This is a genomic window from Enterovibrio nigricans DSM 22720, assembly GCF_900167155.1.
Classification (GTDB): domain Bacteria; phylum Pseudomonadota; class Gammaproteobacteria; order Enterobacterales; family Vibrionaceae; genus Enterovibrio; species Enterovibrio nigricans.
This window is the reverse complement of the sequence record NZ_FUXU01000004.1, coordinates 74,478-90,262: the sequence shown is the minus strand read 5'-3', so window position 1 is coordinate 90,262 and position 15,785 is coordinate 74,478. Positions and strand designations below refer to the sequence as shown.

Here is a 15,785-nt window from a genome sequence, read left to right as displayed (position 1 = left end):
GGAACTAGCGTGTCTACTTTCCTTGTCGGTGATATTCAAGGTTGTTATCGAGATCTGCGTGAACTGCTTGATCTTGCTCAGTTTGATCACACTCAGGATCATTTGTATATCGCAGGTGATCTCGTCGCCCGAGGCCCTGACTCTCTTTCTGTTCTCCGTTTTGTTCGGAGCTTGGGCAAACACGGTCATACCGTGCTAGGTAATCACGATCTTCACCTTCTAGCCGTCGCTGAAGGGATCATGAAACCAAAAGCGAAAGACAAAACCCTGCCAATCCTCGAAGCAGACGATCGCGATGAATTGCTGTTTTGGCTCAGACAACAACCTCTGCTGATCCACGAAGACATCAGCAATGCGCTCGCACCTGGGTTTGTGATGACACACGCAGGCGTGCCACCTTGCTGGAATCTAGAATCAGCCAAACATCAGGCCAACGACGTGGAAGCTATTTTGAGAAGTGATCGTTATCTCTGGCTACTTCAAAATATGTATGCCAACGAGCCTGCGTGTTGGGATGAATCGCTAGAAGGCATTGAACGCTACCGCTTTACCATCAATGCTTTTACTCGCATGCGTTTTTGTACGCCTGAAGGCGGATTGGATATGGCGTGTAAGCGACCGCCGAAAGACATCACTGACGAAAATCTGGTTCCTTGGTTTGCCCTCAAAAATCGTCAACCTATTGAAGAGACCCTTGTATTTGGCCATTGGGCAGCATTAGGTGGCGTCATCAATGCTGACATCATGGGACTGGACACAGGCTGTGTCTGGGGTGGGTCGTTAACCATGGTTCGTTGGGAGGATGGGCAAAGATTCAGTCTTCCTTGCCCAATTCATGCAAGTTAACGATCGAGGATTGTAAATTCCATGCCGTAGCGGTTTTTTTCATCCGCTTTATAGAATTCTGAGTGGTTGGTTTTCCAGTCCTCTCCCCACTCAGGAAACTGGGTATCACCATCAATATCAGCGTCTATGAAAGTCAGGTAGAGACGATTCGCCAACGGTAAACAGGCTGTGTAAATTGCACCTCCGCCAATGATCACCGCCTCTTCAACACCACTCACCAACGCCAGCGCATCGTCAATGCTCACCACGTTTTCCACTCCCTCTGCAGACCATTCTGCATTCCGGCTGATGACGATATTCCGTCGTCCCGGAAGAGGACGCCCAATCGATTCATAGGTTTTACGCCCCATGATAACGGGTTTGCCTAGCGTGTTTTGCTTGAACCAACCAAAGTCAGCAGGTAAGTGCCAAGGCATGGCATTGTCTTTTCCAATCACTCGTCCTTTTGCCATCGCGGCAATCATGCTGATCTTCATTACGTTGTATGATCCTATCCCCATTAATGTGCACGGCACATGCTACACCACAGGTCGACGCCGGTAAAACAACAAGCCGGGCATCGCCAGACCAATTGCTAACGCTGCAATGATAAATAACGCACTGATCGCGTTGTTGATCAACATGGCCCACAAGGTGTCACTGTACCCAAGACTGTTAATTTCAACCAACGCGATCATCGCTTTAAACGCAAAAACCCCCGGAACCATGGGAATGATAGCCGCCACGGTGAAGACTTTTGGGTGCGCTAATAAACGTTGTGACCAATATACGCCTATCATCCCAACCAAGCTTGCACCACCGAGAGACGCCCACTCAATCGGCACCCCAAAATGCATCATCAGAAACCGACTTCCATGTCCCAGCGCGCCACCGAGTGCACAGTATTTAAGTGCATTGGCTGGAACATTGAATACCAAGCCAAATCCAATCGCTGGAATAGCCGCAAATGCCATATCATGAAGCAATGCCAATACAAGGCTCATAACCACCCCCAGATACCCGTCAGATTCATCGCACCAATTATTCCGAGGCTGGTTGCCAGCGTAAGAAGGCTTGCCATCACCCAGCGGGCAATTCCCATGTTGATATACCCCTTCACCATGTCCGACACTGCATTTATCAGCGGAAATCCGGGTACCAACATGAGCACTGAAGATGCCATAGCAAGGTAAGGCTGGTTCCCGACCTGATGCATAGCGCCAAGACTTGAGACTAACGTAGTGACAAATGCGGTAATGCCAAAATTCAGTAGAGGATTAAAATGACGATGGGCAATTTCCTGTCTCACTAACATGCCAATGAACGACGCAACAAACGCAACCATAAATACCGCAGCGTCTCCCCCTGACAACCTGCTAAAACTTGCACATGATAACGCCACCATGACCGCGACTAGCCATCGGTTGTAACGCTCTGGCGAGAGTTTACCTAATCGTTTTTTCACCGCATCGCTATCAAGTAATCCTTTTTCAGCCATGATCACTATGCGCTGGATCTCCGTAATGATCCGCATATTAATACCACGATCAGGGCAGCGCCTTGCTGTTGTAATGCAGTGCTGATGCGTAATTGTCGTGATCACCATAGAGCTGGCAGACAAAGACAGCTCCACACTGTCCAGCCCCAATGCCTCGCCAAGGCGACAACACATATCACTGACCAACTTACTCTCCGCACCGTGCTGCAGTAACATTTGCCCTGTGTGGCTCACCAAACGGGAAATGTCCCGCTGTACAGGTTCGCTCATCCCTATGACTTGTTGCACCCGCCTTTCTCCCTGAAACTCATGATATAAGTTTTCGGTTTTACGCCAGGTCATGCAGAAATACTTTGATTTGAGCAAAAAAAACCGCCAATTAATGGCGGTTTTCTAAAATCATTGATTTACGGACGGTAGATGATTTCTACGTCGTAGTCATCTTCGTTCCAATCATCCCAATCATCGTCTTCATCGTCTTCATCGTCATCAGACGCAGACTGCTTCTTGAGCTCTTTCTCGTGGTAGTCGTCCCACTTGAATTCTACTTTGCCTTCTTCTTCAACGTGTTGTTCAAGAGCGGCAGGTAGCGACTCAATGAATTCCATGAGATCGTAAGTCAACTGTTGGGTATTACCACGATTGATCGCAGAGATCCCATAGTATGGCTCATCCCATGCCAACGCCTCAAGCACGCGCTCAATTTGCGCTTCAGCATCTTCGTCAGACATCAGATCCAGCTTGTTAAAGACGATCCAACGAGGCTTGTCTGCCAGTTTGTCGCTATAACGTTGTAGCTCTTCAATGATGGTAAAGGCATTGTCCACAGGATCCGAACCATCGACAGGCATCAGATCAATCATGTGTAACAGGACGCGGCAACGCTCAAGGTGTTTCAAGAAACGAATACCCAGACCCGCACCTTCTGCAGCACCCTCAATCAAACCAGGAATATCGGCAACAACGAAGCTCTTGCTGTCCGCAACACGAACAACACCCAAGCTTGGTACCAGCGTGGTAAACGGATAGTCCGCCACTTTTGGTTTTGCCGCTGATACAGCACGGATAAAGGTTGATTTACCTGCGTTTGGTAAACCAAGCATACCTACATCGGCAAGCAGAAGCAGTTCCAGGCGTAGGTGACGCAATTCACCTTTGGTGCCCATACTCTTCTGACGCGGTGCGCGGTTTACTGACGATTTAAAACGGGTATTACCCAGACCGTGCCAACCACCTTTCGCCACCATGATTTTCATACCATGGTGCGTTAGATCGGCAATGACCTCGCCAGTATCTTCATCAACCGCACGCGTACCAACAGGTACATGCAGTATCAGATCGTCACCACGTTTGCCGGTACAGTTTGCACCACGACCATTTTCGCCACGCTCAGCCGCATGGAAACGTTCAAAGCGGTAGTCAATCAGTGTGTTAAGGTTTTCATCTGCCAACAGATAAACGTCACCACCGTCGCCGCCATCGCCGCCATCAGGGCCACCTTTCGGTACATATTTTTCACGACGGAAGCTAACGGTACCGTTACCGCCATCTCCCGCTTCTACGCGGATCACCGCTTCATCTACAAATTTCATTTCTTCTTCTCCATACCCTTCACTTCCTTTTCGCGAGAAAAGGTTTTACGTGTCATTGGGTTAACAATGGCGAATTAGCAGCACCCTGCTGGAGCACTTCTGGTTGATGATCATAATGATCTTAGGATCAAAAACCATCCAGCGTTCAGATTCGTCTTCCTATATCCACGGTATTATGCAACCGTGACAGGTGTGACGTTCGCGTGACGAAATCCTTTCATGTATTCGTTGAACAACGAATGACGCGAGATTAGCTGCTCTGTCGCCAATGAGCGCTATCTACCCAAGTCACGTCTAAACTGTGCCGCTATACAAATGTGACATAGCGCAAAAGTCACTTGGATATACAACAAAAAGCCCCGCCGTAAGGCAGGGCTTCGTAATTAGTATCGAGTGCTGCTATTACTCAGCTTCGATGCTAACGAATTTACGGTTTTTAGGACCTTTAACTTCGAATTTTACTTTGCCATCAGACAGAGCAAAAAGAGTGTGGTCTTTACCGCAACCTACGTTAGTGCCTGCGTGGAACTTAGTACCACGTTGACGAACGATGATGTTACCTGCAAGTACAGATTCGCCACCGAAACGCTTAACACCAAGACGTTTACTTTCTGAATCACGGCCGTTACGAGTCGAACCGCCAGCTTTTTTATGTGCCATTTATCTCTTCTCCTAAATTAAGCGCTGATGCCAGTGATTTTGACTTCAGTGAACCACTGACGGTGGCCCATTTGCTTACGAGAATGCTTACGACGACGGAACTTAACGATTTTCACTTTGTCGCCACGACCGTGGGTAACTACTTCAGCAGTTACTTTTCCGCCTGCTACGAACGGTGCACCAACGGTGATTTCTTCGCCGTTAGCTACCAGCAGAACAGAATCAAACTCAACAGTTGAGCCAGTTTCAGAGTCTAGCTTTTCCAAGCGAATTGTTTGGCCTTCGCTTACACGGTGTTGTTTACCACCACTTTGGAAAACTGCGTACATGGTTTTCTCCGCATTTCCGCACAGCCTACCGCGTCTAAAAAGTGTGCAGTGAGGGGTGCGCATTTAATTCATCAATAGGGCGCGAATTCTACGGCAAGAATCGCATTCTGGCAAGGGGGTATTGAAAGAAAATTGGCGAAAACCTGTCCACTACAATTAACCAATTCAAATACCGTTGTTAGTACTGTGTAGAGTATGATTTTTTAGTGTACTATCATCGCCAAAAAGACAGCAGCTTCGCTGCAATCTTCCTCTTGGACCGGACGCATCAATGGATTTTAACACCATCCAAGCACTTACTGCCGATGATATGGCAAAAGTGGATAAAAAAATACTCGCGCAGCTTAATTCTGACGTCGCACTAATTAACCAACTTGGTTTTTATATCATCAGCGGCGGCGGTAAGCGTTTGCGCCCTATGCTTGCCGTTCTGGCAGCAAAGGCACTCAACTATCAAGGTGAAGGCCACGTTACTGCAGCCGCTTTCATCGAATTCATTCATACTGCTACCTTGCTTCACGATGATGTGGTCGACGAATCTGATCTGCGCCGTGGAAAAGCAACCGCGAATGCCATGTTTGGCAACGCTGCCAGTGTACTGGTTGGTGATTTCATCTATACCCGTGCATTTCAAATGATGACAGAGCTTCGATCCTTAAGGATCCTTGATGTCATGAGTGAATCAACCAATGTGATCGCCGAAGGTGAAGTACTGCAGTTGATGAACTGCAACGATCCTGACATCACTGAAGAAAGCTACATGCAGGTTATTTACTCCAAAACGGCAAGACTGTTTGAAGCAGCAACGCAGATTGGGGCAATCCTTGCTGATTCATCAGAAGAGATCGAAATTGCCCTTCAGGATTATGGTCGTTATTTAGGAACGGCATTCCAATTGATCGACGATGTGATGGATTACACCTCACAAGGCGAAGAAATGGGCAAGAACACAGGTGATGACCTTGCAGAAGGTAAACCGACGCTACCGTTATTACATGCCATGGTTAACGGTAATCCTGAACAAGCTTCGATGATCCGTGAAGCGATCGAGCAAGGTAACGGCTTAGACAAGCTTGAACCTATTCTCGCTTGCATGGAAGAAGTAGGATCGCTGGACTACGCGCGCCTGCGCGCCGAAGAAGAGGCGCAGAAAGCGATTGATGCGCTGACGCCGCTTCCCGAATCCGTAGAGAAAGAAGCACTTAAATCCCTCGCACTCATCGCAGTCCACCGCAAAAAGTAAGCAGTCCCTAACGCACCCATGTGGTGCGTTTTTTTTGTTTTGTTTTTGAGTCTAAGGAAGACGTTTTGAAGCCAACCCTAAGAAAAGCGGCCATTGCCGTGCTAAGTAGCGCATTGCTTTTTGGCTGTGCTACCGGAAACCGAATCCCCGCCACCCAATTTACGACTTATGAAGACTTTCAAGCGGGCCCTGAGGGCGGTGTTGATCTCGTATGGTCCCGTGTCGGCCTTCCCAGTGAAGAAAGGCTAACAAACAAGCTCGCGCAATATGACTCCGTCGTTATTGACAGAATTTATGTACTGACGACGGAAGACAACCCACTAAGTGACGAACAAATCAAAGAACTCACGACCTATATGGCGGCGCAATTAAAAGAAAAGATCATACCTTTCAAGCGCATTGTAGAAGAGCCTGAAGCGAACACGCTGCGCCTCAGTATTGCTTTGAGTAATGTTGAAACCCCTAACCCCATTTTAGCCGTGACAAGCAGTCTGCTGCCTGTCGGACTTGGAATCTCCACGATTTCAAAGATCGCCACGGGCGAACACACCAATGTCGGTAGCGCAACCGTCGAGCTTCTCGTTAGTGATGCCAATAGCGATCGCCCTCTTTTCGCAGCGATTGATCGAGAATCGGGAAACAAAGATCTTGCCACTATGATCGATTCATTGGATGACGCTAAAGACGCGATCAATTGGTGGGTCGATCGTCTAGGCCGTACTATGGAAGGTAATATCGCTATCCAGTAGGAAATACGGACACAAAAAAAAGCGGCCAATGGCCGCTTTTCTTTTGCGTCAACAATATTACTTAACGAATTCTTCGCCTAGCTTAATGTCGTTGCGCAGTGTATCCAGCATCGCATCCAGAGCATTTTGCTCAAATGCGCTCAGCGGGCCATGATCCAGAATTTCTTCTACGCCGTTTTTACCCAAACGAACAGGTTGTGCAAAGAAGCGTGCGTATTTACCGTCACCTTCTACATAAGCACACTCAACAACACCTTCTTCGCCCTGAGCTGCGCGAACAAGAGACAGACCAAAGCGACACGCCGCTTGACCCATCGATAGCGTTGCAGAGCCACCACCCGCTTTGGCTTCAACAACCTCAGTACCCGCATTTTGGATACGAGGAGTCAGCGCAGCCACTTCTTCTTCCGTAAACTCAACACCTTCGACTTGAGACAGCAAAGGCAAAATCGTCACACCCGAGTGACCACCAATCACAGGTACACGCACCTGGCCTGGATCTTTATCCTTCAGTTCTGCTACGAATGTTTCAGAACGGATAATATCCAGTGTTGTCACACCGAACAGACGGTTTTTATCGTAAACACCTTTCGCTTTCAACACTTCCGCTGCGATAGCGACGGTAGTATTTACTGGGTTAGTAATGATACCGACCAGTGCTTTTGGACACACGTCGGCAATCTTTTCACTTAGAGAACGAACAATGCCCGCGTTAACATTGAACAGATCTGAACGATCCATGCCAGGTTTACGCGCAACACCTGCAGAAATCAGTACTACGTCAGCACCTTCCAGTGCTGGAGATGGATCTTCACCGCAATAACCTTTGATAGAGACAGGTGTAGGGATATGGCTCAGATCCACAGCAACACCTGGAGTTACAGGGGCTATGTCATACAAAGCCAGATCTGAACCTGCAGGCAGACGGTTTTTCAAAAGCAGGGCTAAAGCTTGACCAATGCCACCGGCGGCGCCAATCACAGCAACTTTCATTTCGTTCTCCTTATATACAATTTTTAATTCAGACCTTTGGTTAACGCACAGGGCCCGCACTATGGTTTACTTTTTAGATCAGCGGGTGTACGTATGATAAAACCTAGCTGCATCATACGTGCCCTGAAAGGATGCCGACAAGCTTATCACTCTAAGGATAAGCCCAGCCTCTCATTTTTCCTTCTTTGACCAGACAGCTAGGTTGAAAGGTGATAGGTGCGTCACTTTACTGCTGATTTTATTGCCCCAGCCTGAATCACTATGCAAAAATGCGCCATCCTGACACGGGGAAAAAAGAAGACATATGCGCAATTCAGATAAACAAGATCTATTGGTAAAAGCGTTTAAAGCGATCTTAAAAGAAGAGAAATTCAGCTCGCAGGGCGAAATCGTCGATGCACTGAAAGCGCAAGGCTTTGAAAATATAAACCAGTCAAAAGTCTCTCGCATGCTAACGAAATTTGGTGCCGTGCGGACTCGCAACGCTAAAATGGAAATGGTGTACTGCCTGCCAGTCGAGCTTGGCGTGCCTACCACCAGCAGCCCGCTAAAAGAGCTGGTCATGGATATTGATTACAACGATGCACTTGTTGTTATCCATACCGGCCCGGGAGCAGCGCAACTTATTGCTCGCTTGCTCGACTCATTAGGCAAAGCAGAAGGCATACTGGGTGTCGTCGCAGGTGACGATACGATCTTCATTACGCCGACACGCGCTACGTCCACATCACAGCTATTTGACGCTGTATGTGGTCTGTTTGACTACACCCCTTAGTCAGACTTAACGTAACCCAACAAGGCAGGCTGTCACAAAAGACACTCTGCCTATTTTTTTAGCCACCCTACCTCCTTCACTCGCTAACTTTTGTCTCAAAATTAATACTTTCGTATTTTTCTCCACTCCTAGACCACATTTCAATGTGAAATGTCATGACAAAATATTTCTCCGGTTTTAAATTTTGGGAAAGGATTTGTTATGATCCCTAGCGACAACATCAAATTTCCACACAATAAACTGAGCCTTAAGCAGGTCCGCGTTACACCAAATATCATGAGGCGGAGAAAAAATCCGTAAAAAACGCACGGTGAAGATAAGTCAGCAACAGGAGATTTATCAGCCACTGATGTCAGATGTTTTTACACTTTTAAACCATTTGAATTGAGTATTTGCGCATCATATGGGGTAGGAATAATCGCTTAAAACACAGTGCAAACTGCCGATGTTTAGCAGAGCTACCACAGCAACGATCAATGTTGTATTTATCGATTTCACCGACCTGAATGAACAAATAGTTAATGATATTGGTATCACTTGCCGATTAAAGGACAATGGCATGACGAAGACGACCGAGACACCCCTCGACGCGCAGGATATCGTCGCGCAGGCGGACACCGGAGCCCGCGCTCCATCCGGGATTCCGGGGAGAATCCTTTGGTTTGTTCCTTTGTGCTGGTCAATATTCCAGCTGTGGTACGCCTCTCCCTTTACTGTCGCGCTCAACGATACAGAAGCGCGATCAATACATCTGGCGTTTGCTATCTTTCTGGCATTCACCGCATATCCCGCCTTAAAAAGCTCTCCGAGAAACCGCATCCCCTTGCAAGATTGGGTATTCGCGCTCGCGGGAAGTTTCTCAGCAGGATACCTTTTCCTTTTCTATTCCGAGCTAGCATCTAGAGCCGGCGCACCGACGTCCTTTGATATTGTCGTCGCCGTTACCGGGATGATCCTCTTACTCGAAGCCACTCGACGTGCCTTGGGACCTCCTTTGATGGTGGTTGCTTTGGTGTTTTTGATATACACCTTCGCTGGCCCTCACATGCCGGATGTCATCGCTCATAAAGGTGCGAGCCTGAACAAAACCATGTCGCACATGTGGCTTACCACTGAAGGGGTATTTGGTGTAGCGCTAGGCGTTTCAACGTCTTTTGTTTTCCTGTTTGTTTTATTTGGTGCCTTGTTGGATAAAGCAGGTGCTGGCGGCTATTTCATCAAAGTGGCCTTTTCTATGCTTGGCCATATGCGCGGAGGACCAGCAAAAGCGGCGGTCGTCGCCTCAGGCCTTTCGGGTTTGATCTCAGGCTCATCCATCGCCAATGTGGTCACAACTGGCGTATTTACGATCCCGTTGATGAAACGCGTGGGCTTTCCCGGCACAAAAGCAGGGGCAGTAGAAGTCGCAGCGTCCACCAATGGTCAGTTGACACCGCCTATCATGGGGGCTGCCGCCTTCCTGATGGTAGAATACGTCGGCATACCCTATATCGAAGTGATCAGAGCGGCCATTTTACCGGCCATCATTTCATACATCGCCCTGATATATATCGTTCACCTTGAAGCGTGCAAAGCAGGCATGACTGGGCTGCCACGTCGTCATCAATCCACTTTGTTGCAATCACTGCTGAGCTTCGTGACCATCGTGATTGGCATCTGCGTGATGAGCTTTGCGGTTTACTACGGTATTGGTTGGACAAAAGACGTCTTCGGCGCTGCTGCAAGCCCAATCATTGCCGTCGTTATTTTCATCGCTTATATCGCGCTGGTCCGCTACTCCTCACAATATAAGAAAGAGGCAGTAGAAGATCCTGCGGATACCGACCTGTCTGAACTGCCTGACCCAGGCCCAACGGTACGCTCTGGGCTTTACTATCTGTTGCCTATCGTTGTCTTAGTCTGGTGCTTAATGGTCGAGCGCTTCTCCCCGGGACTATCTGCATTCTGGGCCACTTTGTTCATGATGTTTATCGTGGTAACCCAACGTCCACTCATTGCATTCTTCAAAGGTGACTCGGACTTTGGTAAAGCACTGAAAGATGGGTTCATCGATTTGGCTGAAGGCTTTGTCGCGGGTGCACGAAACATGATTGGTATCGGTGTCGCGACGGCGGCCGCCGGTATTGTGGTTGGCGTTGTCACCCTGACAGGGATTGGCTTGGTCATGACGGACTTCGTCGAGTTTATCTCTGGCGGTAACATCATGCTGATGTTGCTGTTTACAGCCATTATCAGTTTGATCCTAGGTATGGGCCTGCCTACTACAGCAAACTACATTGTTGTTTCCACCCTCATGGCGCCCGTTATTGTCACCTTGGGTGCACAAGAAGGTCTGATCATACCTCTCATCGCAGTGCACTTATTCGTGTTCTACTTCGGTATATTGGCTGATGATACGCCACCAGTGGGTCTCGCAGCCTTTGCCGCTGCTGCAATTGCAAAATCGGATCCGATCAAGACAGGTATTCAAGGCTTTACCTACGACATTCGCACCGCGATCTTGCCATTCATGTTCATCTTTAACACACAATTGTTATTGATGGATATCAGTGGCCCAGTCCACCTAATTCTGACTATCCTCTCGGCCACTGTCGCCATGTTGGTGTTCTCCGCCGCGACGCAAGGTTGGTGGTTTACCAAAAATACGTGGTGGGAAACCCTCTTCTTACTCCTGATTACCTTCTCTTTGTTCCGACCTGATTATTGGTGGGATCAGCTATATCCACCGACCAACGACTATCCAGGTTCTGCAGTTATCGAGGTGGCAGAAAAGCTTCCAGATGGGCAAACATTGAACCTGCAAGTTCGTGGTGAAACCATCGACGGTGATATCGTTACCAAACACGTTCACCTGCCTGTAGATATGGCACAAGCGGAAGGCTTAGCACGCATCATGTCAACTGGTCTAGAGCTACGTGATGAAGATGGCGCACAAGTCGTGGACATGGTCCAGTGGGGCAGCCCTGCCTCAAAAGCGGGCATCGACTTTGACTGGGAAATTGTTCAAGTCAGCACGCCAGCCGAGCGCCCATCGAAAGAATGGGTATTCGTCCCCACCTTCTTGCTGCTCGGTGCATTGGCATGGAACCAGCGCCGCCGCATAAAACAAACCGCATAGTTACCGGGGCCTTCGGGCCCCTTTCATCACAAACAAAGAGAGAATATCAATGTATAAACACATTCTTGTGCCAGTTGATTTGAATGATGAGAGCTTTGCTGACAAAGCGGTGGAGCATGCCATTTGGTTGGCGGGACAAACAGGCGCTACGTTGCACTTGCTGACGGCCCTGCCAGGTATTCACAACTCAATGGTGCAGTCATATTTTCCGGAGGATGCCGCGAGGCAAATGAAGCAGGATGTCAGAAATAATCTCAAAGCCTTTGCTGAGCGCATGATGCCGGATGGTGTGGCATACGATTTATCCGTGGCAGAAGGTAAACCTTACAAAGCCATCGTGAAAACGGCGGAGTCACTCGGCTGCGACCTAATCATCATGCCAAGCCACAAACGTTCGAGAGCGAATAAGCTCATCATCGGCTCCGTGGCGTCAAAAGTATTGGAACAATCCAAGGTCAACGTACTGATCCTAAAACCACAAACTGATTAATTACAGACAATGTAGATGTAAAAAAGGCGGTATCACCGCCTTTTTCTATTTCGCTGAGCCTTTGCCTATTTCCGCTGGTCATAGCCCCAGCGCGGCACCAACACCTGTTCGATCCCCAAATGGTCCAGGATCCGCGCCACCATAAAATCGACCAAGTCCTCGATGGTATTTGGCTGATGATAGAATCCCGGCGCCGCGGGCATAATGGTTACGCCCATTTTGGAAAGCTTGAGCATGTTTTCCAGATGCAGCGTCGAAAATGGCGTTTCACGCACCACCAGCAGCAATTGGCCACGCTCCTTCAATACAACATCCGCAGCGCGTTCGGCGAGATTGTCTGACATACCATGTGCAATCGCCGCCAACGATCCCGCAGAACACGGACACACCACCATTTTTTTCGGCGCTGCAGATCCAGAGGCTACAGGTGAAAACCAGTCCTCCTTGCCGCAGACAACCAACTTATCGGTTGGTGCATTAAGATGTTCAATCAAAGCCGTTTTCGCCGCATCAGGTCCAGCTGGCAGCTTGAGACCATGTTCAGTTGCTAGCACGACACGGGCAGCAGATGAAATCAAAAGATAGACTTCATACTCTGCGGCTAACAAGCACTCAAGCAACCGGAGTCCGTAAGGTGCCCCAGATGCCCCGCTCCATACCAGCGTAATGCGTTTGTCGTTGTCAGAGTTAGCCATGAGCTTCCTGTACGCTGTTTTCCAATGCAAACTGTAATTTACCGTGAATGCCGCCAAAACCGCCATTGCTCATCACCAGCACGACATCCCCTGCTTGTGCATTCCTCACAACCGCGTCTACCAGATCATCAATATCACGATAAACTGACGATGGGGCTTTACAGCGTTTAGCCACTTCCGTGACGTCCCATTCTATCTCTTCGGGATGGAACATAATGATTTCATCTGCCGCATCCAGTGACGGTGCAATGTCATCTTTATGTACGCCCATCTTCATGGTGTTTGAACGAGGCTCCAGCACCGCAACGATACGACACTCACCGACTTTGGCGCGAAGACCTTCCAGCGTCGTTTTAATCGCGGTTGGATGGTGTGCAAAATCGTCGTAAACCGTCACACCACCGAATTCGCCTTTGTGTTCAAGACGGCGTTTGGTATTGATAAACTTACCCAAAGCGTCACAAGCTAAATCCGGCGTGACACCCACATGCCGCGCGGCAGCAACCGTCATCAAAGCATTGCTCACGTTATGATCACCGACCAAGTCCCAAGTCACCTTGCCAACGCAAACACCTTCAAACCAGACATTGAACTCACTTCCGTCCGTTTTGAGCTTCTCAGCTTTCCAGGTGCCATCTTCACCCGCGTATTCCAGCTCGCTCCAGCAGCCTTTTTTGAGCGTATCCGCAATGTTCTGATCGTTAGATGGCGCGATAATGCGCCCAATGCCAGGGACTGTACGCACCAGATGGTGGAACTGTTTTTGGATCGCGGCAAGATCATCAAAGATGTCAGCGTGATCGAATTCCAGATTATTCAGGATCAGTGTGCGCGGATGGTAGTGAACGAACTTGGATCGTTTGTCGAAGAAAGCGCTGTCATATTCATCCGCTTCTACGACAAAAAACATGCTCTCGCCCAACCGGGCGGATACGCCAACGTTGCCGGGTACACCGCCAATCAGGTATCCCGGTTCATAGCCGCAATCTTCCAATACCCAAGCCAGCATACTGGCTGTGGTCGTTTTACCGTGTGTACCAGCCACCGCCATAACCCAGCGGTCTTTTAGCAAGAAGTCCAACAGCCATTGAGGGCCTGAGGTGTAATTCAGGTTCTTATTGAGAACATATTCCACGCAGGGATTCCCACGGCTCATGGCGTTACCAATCACAACCAAATCTGGGGCAGGATCCAGCTGAGAAGGATCGTACCCTTGAATTATCTCAATGCCCTGAGACTCCAGCAGTGTGCTCATAGGGGGATAAACATTGGCATCGCAACCTGTCACCTTATGGCCCAGTTGTCTTGCCAAAATGGCTGCGCCGCCCATAAAGGTGCCGCAGATGCCCAAAATATGTATATGCATAGGTTCTAGTCAGCCAAGAAACAGTGGTCGATCGCAACTGCTCAGAGAAAATTCATGTGCCAAACAGGCCATTTCCCCTTTTACGGATCACAGTTCCGAATACGTCCAAATTACTTCGTTACGAATAAAAAGTTCTACACTATAAACTTTGCAACAAGTTGATTTTCTATCCAGTTATTGCAGAACTTTCTGGCGAATATGAGCTTTGTGACTCTATTGACGCTTACTGCATCGAAGAAAGTCAGCGTAGTCATCAGGTGCTTTTCCTGTTTTATCGCTTGCAGTTTACATCCCTAAATACCCTGAATGCTCAGCATTTCAGGTTATTGGGTTATAAAGCATCTTACCCAAGAATCCGTTCTCAGACATCAAAAGGATCTGAAATGTCCGATATGCGTACACTGGGCGAATTCATCGTTGAAAAACAACATGAATACCCAAATGCCAGCGGGGAGCTGAGCTCTCTACTCTCATCCATTCGACTGGCCGCGAAAATCGTCAATCGAGAAATCAATAAAGCCGGTTTGGCGGATATCACTGGCGCGTTTGGCGGTGAAAACGTTCAGGGAGAAGAACAACAAAAACTCGACGTTTACGCCAACGAAAAATTCAAAGCCGCCATGGCAGCGCGTGATCAAGTCTGCGGTGTTGCCAGTGAGGAAGAAGACGAAGCGGTCATTTTCGACTCAGAGATCAGTCGAAATGCCAAATACGTCATCTTGATGGATCCGCTTGATGGCTCATCAAACATAGATGTGAATGTATCTGTCGGCACCATTTTCTCCATCTATCGTCGTGTCTCACCTATCGGCCAACCCGCCACAATAGAAGACTTCCTGCAACCAGGGAGTCAACAGGTTGCCGCGGGATACATCATCTACGGCTCTTCGACCATGCTGGTTTACACCACTGGCAATGGTGTCCACGGGTTTACCTATGACCCATCAATTGGGGCTTTTTGCCTCTCGCACGAAAGCATGACGATTCCAAAAGACGGAAAGCTCTACTCTATCAATGAAGGGAACTACATCCGCTTTCCGTTAGGCATCAAAAAGTACATCAAGTACTGTCAGGAAAATGTACCGGAAGATAGCCGCCCATACTCTTCACGCTATATCGGCTCGTTGGTATCAGACTTCCACCGTAACATGCTCAAAGGTGGGATATTCCTGTACCCCAGCACAGCGGCTTACCCGAGTGGAAAACTCCGCTTATTGTATGAGTGTAATCCAATGGCATTTATCATCGAGCAAGCGGGGGGTAAAGCATCCGATGGACATCGCCGCATCATGGACATTAAACCAACCGAGTTGCATCAACGGGTGCCTTTCTTCGTCGGATCAACCAACATGGTGGAGAAAACCGAAGCATTTTTAGCGGAATACCCTGACGACGAATAACGCCAACGAACCTTTGGCTTGAGTGTAAAAAAGCCCGCGAATGCGGGCTTTT

Annotated in this window: 16 protein-coding genes; 7 read left to right on the top strand and 9 right to left on the bottom strand. The window is 48.6% G+C overall.

Translation table 11 applies throughout. From position 1 onward, the window contains the following. Positions 1–9 precede the first annotated feature (9 nt). Positions 10–846: a symmetrical bis(5'-nucleosyl)-tetraphosphatase gene (locus tag B5D35_RS02745; RefSeq protein WP_078751074.1), complete on the top strand. Its 837-nt coding sequence runs from the start codon at positions 10–12 to the stop codon at positions 844–846. On the opposite strand, the gene folA is transcribed toward B5D35_RS02745, so the two are convergent. From folA to rplU, 6 genes are all read right to left on the bottom strand, one after another. Then, entirely contained in the window at positions 843–1,322 is a 480-nt protein-coding gene (folA, locus tag B5D35_RS02740; protein WP_078751073.1) for a type 3 dihydrofolate reductase, read from the bottom strand. The genes B5D35_RS02745 and folA overlap by 4 nt on opposite strands. 42 nt (positions 1,323–1,364) lie before the next feature. After that, positions 1,365–1,829, bottom strand: a complete 465-nt coding sequence (locus B5D35_RS02735) for a threonine/serine exporter family protein (protein WP_078751072.1) — start codon at positions 1,827–1,829, stop codon at positions 1,365–1,367. Next, positions 1,826–2,593: a threonine/serine exporter family protein gene (locus B5D35_RS02730; protein ID WP_078751071.1), complete on the bottom strand. Its 768-nt coding sequence runs from the start codon at positions 2,591–2,593 to the stop codon at positions 1,826–1,828. Before B5D35_RS02730 ends, B5D35_RS02735 begins: the two co-directional genes overlap by 4 nt. A 137-nt stretch (positions 2,594–2,730) precedes the next feature. Continuing rightward, positions 2,731–3,915 (bottom strand): Obg family GTPase CgtA, encoded by a 1,185-nt coding sequence (cgtA, locus tag B5D35_RS02725; RefSeq protein ID WP_078751070.1) that lies wholly within the window; start codon positions 3,913–3,915, stop codon positions 2,731–2,733. 402 nt (positions 3,916–4,317) lie between these two features. Continuing rightward, complete coding sequence (gene rpmA, locus B5D35_RS02720) at positions 4,318–4,575, bottom strand: 50S ribosomal protein L27 (protein WP_002536479.1); 258 nt, start codon at positions 4,573–4,575, stop codon at positions 4,318–4,320. 17 nt (positions 4,576–4,592) lie between these two features. Continuing rightward, positions 4,593–4,904, bottom strand: coding sequence for a 50S ribosomal protein L21 (rplU, locus tag B5D35_RS02715; protein ID WP_078751069.1), 312 nt, complete (start codon positions 4,902–4,904; stop codon positions 4,593–4,595). Between the two features lie 271 nt (positions 4,905–5,175). Between rplU and ispB the strand changes: the two genes are divergently transcribed. Both ispB and B5D35_RS02705 read left to right on the top strand, forming a co-directional pair. After that, positions 5,176–6,147: an octaprenyl diphosphate synthase gene (gene ispB, locus B5D35_RS02710; protein ID WP_078751068.1), complete on the top strand. Its 972-nt coding sequence runs from the start codon at positions 5,176–5,178 to the stop codon at positions 6,145–6,147. 65 nt (positions 6,148–6,212) lie between these two features. Continuing rightward, positions 6,213–6,896, top strand: coding sequence for a DUF3313 domain-containing protein (locus B5D35_RS02705; protein WP_078751113.1), 684 nt, complete (start codon positions 6,213–6,215; stop codon positions 6,894–6,896). 57 nt (positions 6,897–6,953) lie between these two features. Here B5D35_RS02705 and mdh read toward each other — a convergent pair whose 3' ends face one another. Continuing rightward, entirely contained in the window at positions 6,954–7,889 is a 936-nt protein-coding gene (gene mdh / locus B5D35_RS02700) for a malate dehydrogenase (RefSeq protein ID WP_078751067.1), read from the bottom strand. A 304-nt stretch (positions 7,890–8,193) separates the two neighbouring features. On the opposite strand from mdh, the gene argR reads away from it, so the two are divergent. From argR to B5D35_RS02685, 3 genes are all read left to right on the top strand, one after another. Further along, positions 8,194–8,664: a transcriptional regulator ArgR gene (gene argR, locus B5D35_RS02695; protein ID WP_078751066.1), complete on the top strand. Its 471-nt coding sequence runs from the start codon at positions 8,194–8,196 to the stop codon at positions 8,662–8,664. 559 nt (positions 8,665–9,223) lie between these two features. Beyond that, entirely contained in the window at positions 9,224–11,782 is a 2,559-nt protein-coding gene (locus B5D35_RS02690; RefSeq protein ID WP_078751112.1) for a TRAP transporter permease, read from the top strand. Positions 11,783–11,831: 49 nt separating this feature from the next. Beyond that, on the top strand, positions 11,832–12,272 hold the full coding sequence (locus B5D35_RS02685) for a universal stress protein (RefSeq protein ID WP_078751065.1): 441 nt from the start codon (positions 11,832–11,834) through the stop codon (positions 12,270–12,272). Positions 12,273–12,337: 65 nt separating this feature from the next. Here B5D35_RS02685 and B5D35_RS02680 read toward each other — a convergent pair whose 3' ends face one another. Continuing rightward, positions 12,338–12,967: a flavin prenyltransferase UbiX gene (locus B5D35_RS02680; protein ID WP_078751064.1), complete on the bottom strand. Its 630-nt coding sequence runs from the start codon at positions 12,965–12,967 to the stop codon at positions 12,338–12,340. Next, complete coding sequence (gene mpl, locus B5D35_RS02675) at positions 12,960–14,333, bottom strand: UDP-N-acetylmuramate:L-alanyl-gamma-D-glutamyl-meso-diaminopimelate ligase (RefSeq protein ID WP_078751063.1); 1,374 nt, start codon at positions 14,331–14,333, stop codon at positions 12,960–12,962. The genes B5D35_RS02680 and mpl overlap by 8 nt, the downstream gene beginning before the upstream one ends. 383 nt (positions 14,334–14,716) lie before the next feature. On the opposite strand from mpl, the gene fbp reads away from it, so the two are divergent. Next, positions 14,717–15,733, top strand: a complete 1,017-nt coding sequence (gene fbp, locus B5D35_RS02670) for a class 1 fructose-bisphosphatase (RefSeq protein ID WP_078751062.1) — start codon at positions 14,717–14,719, stop codon at positions 15,731–15,733. Positions 15,734–15,785: the final 52 nt, after the last annotated feature.

Bases quoted from the DNA above. Each gene is read 5' to 3' on its own strand.
- folA (WP_078751073.1), bottom strand. From the start codon at position 1,322: ATGAAGATCAGCATGATTGCCGCGATGGCAAAAGGACGAGTGATTGGA.
- B5D35_RS02735 (WP_078751072.1), bottom strand. From the start codon at position 1,829: ATGAGCCTTGTATTGGCATTGCTTCATGATATGGCATTTGCGGCTATT.
- B5D35_RS02730 (WP_078751071.1), bottom strand. From the start codon at position 2,593: ATGAGCGAACCTGTACAGCGGGACATTTCCCGTTTGGTGAGCCACACA.
- cgtA (WP_078751070.1), bottom strand. From the start codon at position 3,915: ATGAAATTTGTAGATGAAGCGGTGATCCGCGTAGAAGCGGGAGATGGC.
- rpmA (WP_002536479.1), bottom strand. From the start codon at position 4,575: ATGGCACATAAAAAAGCTGGCGGTTCGACTCGTAACGGCCGTGATTCA.
- rplU (WP_078751069.1), bottom strand. From the start codon at position 4,904: ATGTACGCAGTTTTCCAAAGTGGTGGTAAACAACACCGTGTAAGCGAA.
- ispB (WP_078751068.1), top strand. From the start codon at position 5,176: ATGGATTTTAACACCATCCAAGCACTTACTGCCGATGATATGGCAAAA.
- mdh (WP_078751067.1), bottom strand. From the start codon at position 7,889: ATGAAAGTTGCTGTGATTGGCGCCGCCGGTGGCATTGGTCAAGCTTTA.
- argR (WP_078751066.1), top strand. From the start codon at position 8,194: ATGCGCAATTCAGATAAACAAGATCTATTGGTAAAAGCGTTTAAAGCG.
- B5D35_RS02690 (WP_078751112.1), top strand. From the start codon at position 9,224: ATGACGAAGACGACCGAGACACCCCTCGACGCGCAGGATATCGTCGCG.
- B5D35_RS02685 (WP_078751065.1), top strand. From the start codon at position 11,832: ATGTATAAACACATTCTTGTGCCAGTTGATTTGAATGATGAGAGCTTT.
- B5D35_RS02680 (WP_078751064.1), bottom strand. From the start codon at position 12,967: ATGGCTAACTCTGACAACGACAAACGCATTACGCTGGTATGGAGCGGG.
- mpl (WP_078751063.1), bottom strand. From the start codon at position 14,333: ATGCATATACATATTTTGGGCATCTGCGGCACCTTTATGGGCGGCGCA.
- fbp (WP_078751062.1), top strand. From the start codon at position 14,717: ATGTCCGATATGCGTACACTGGGCGAATTCATCGTTGAAAAACAACAT.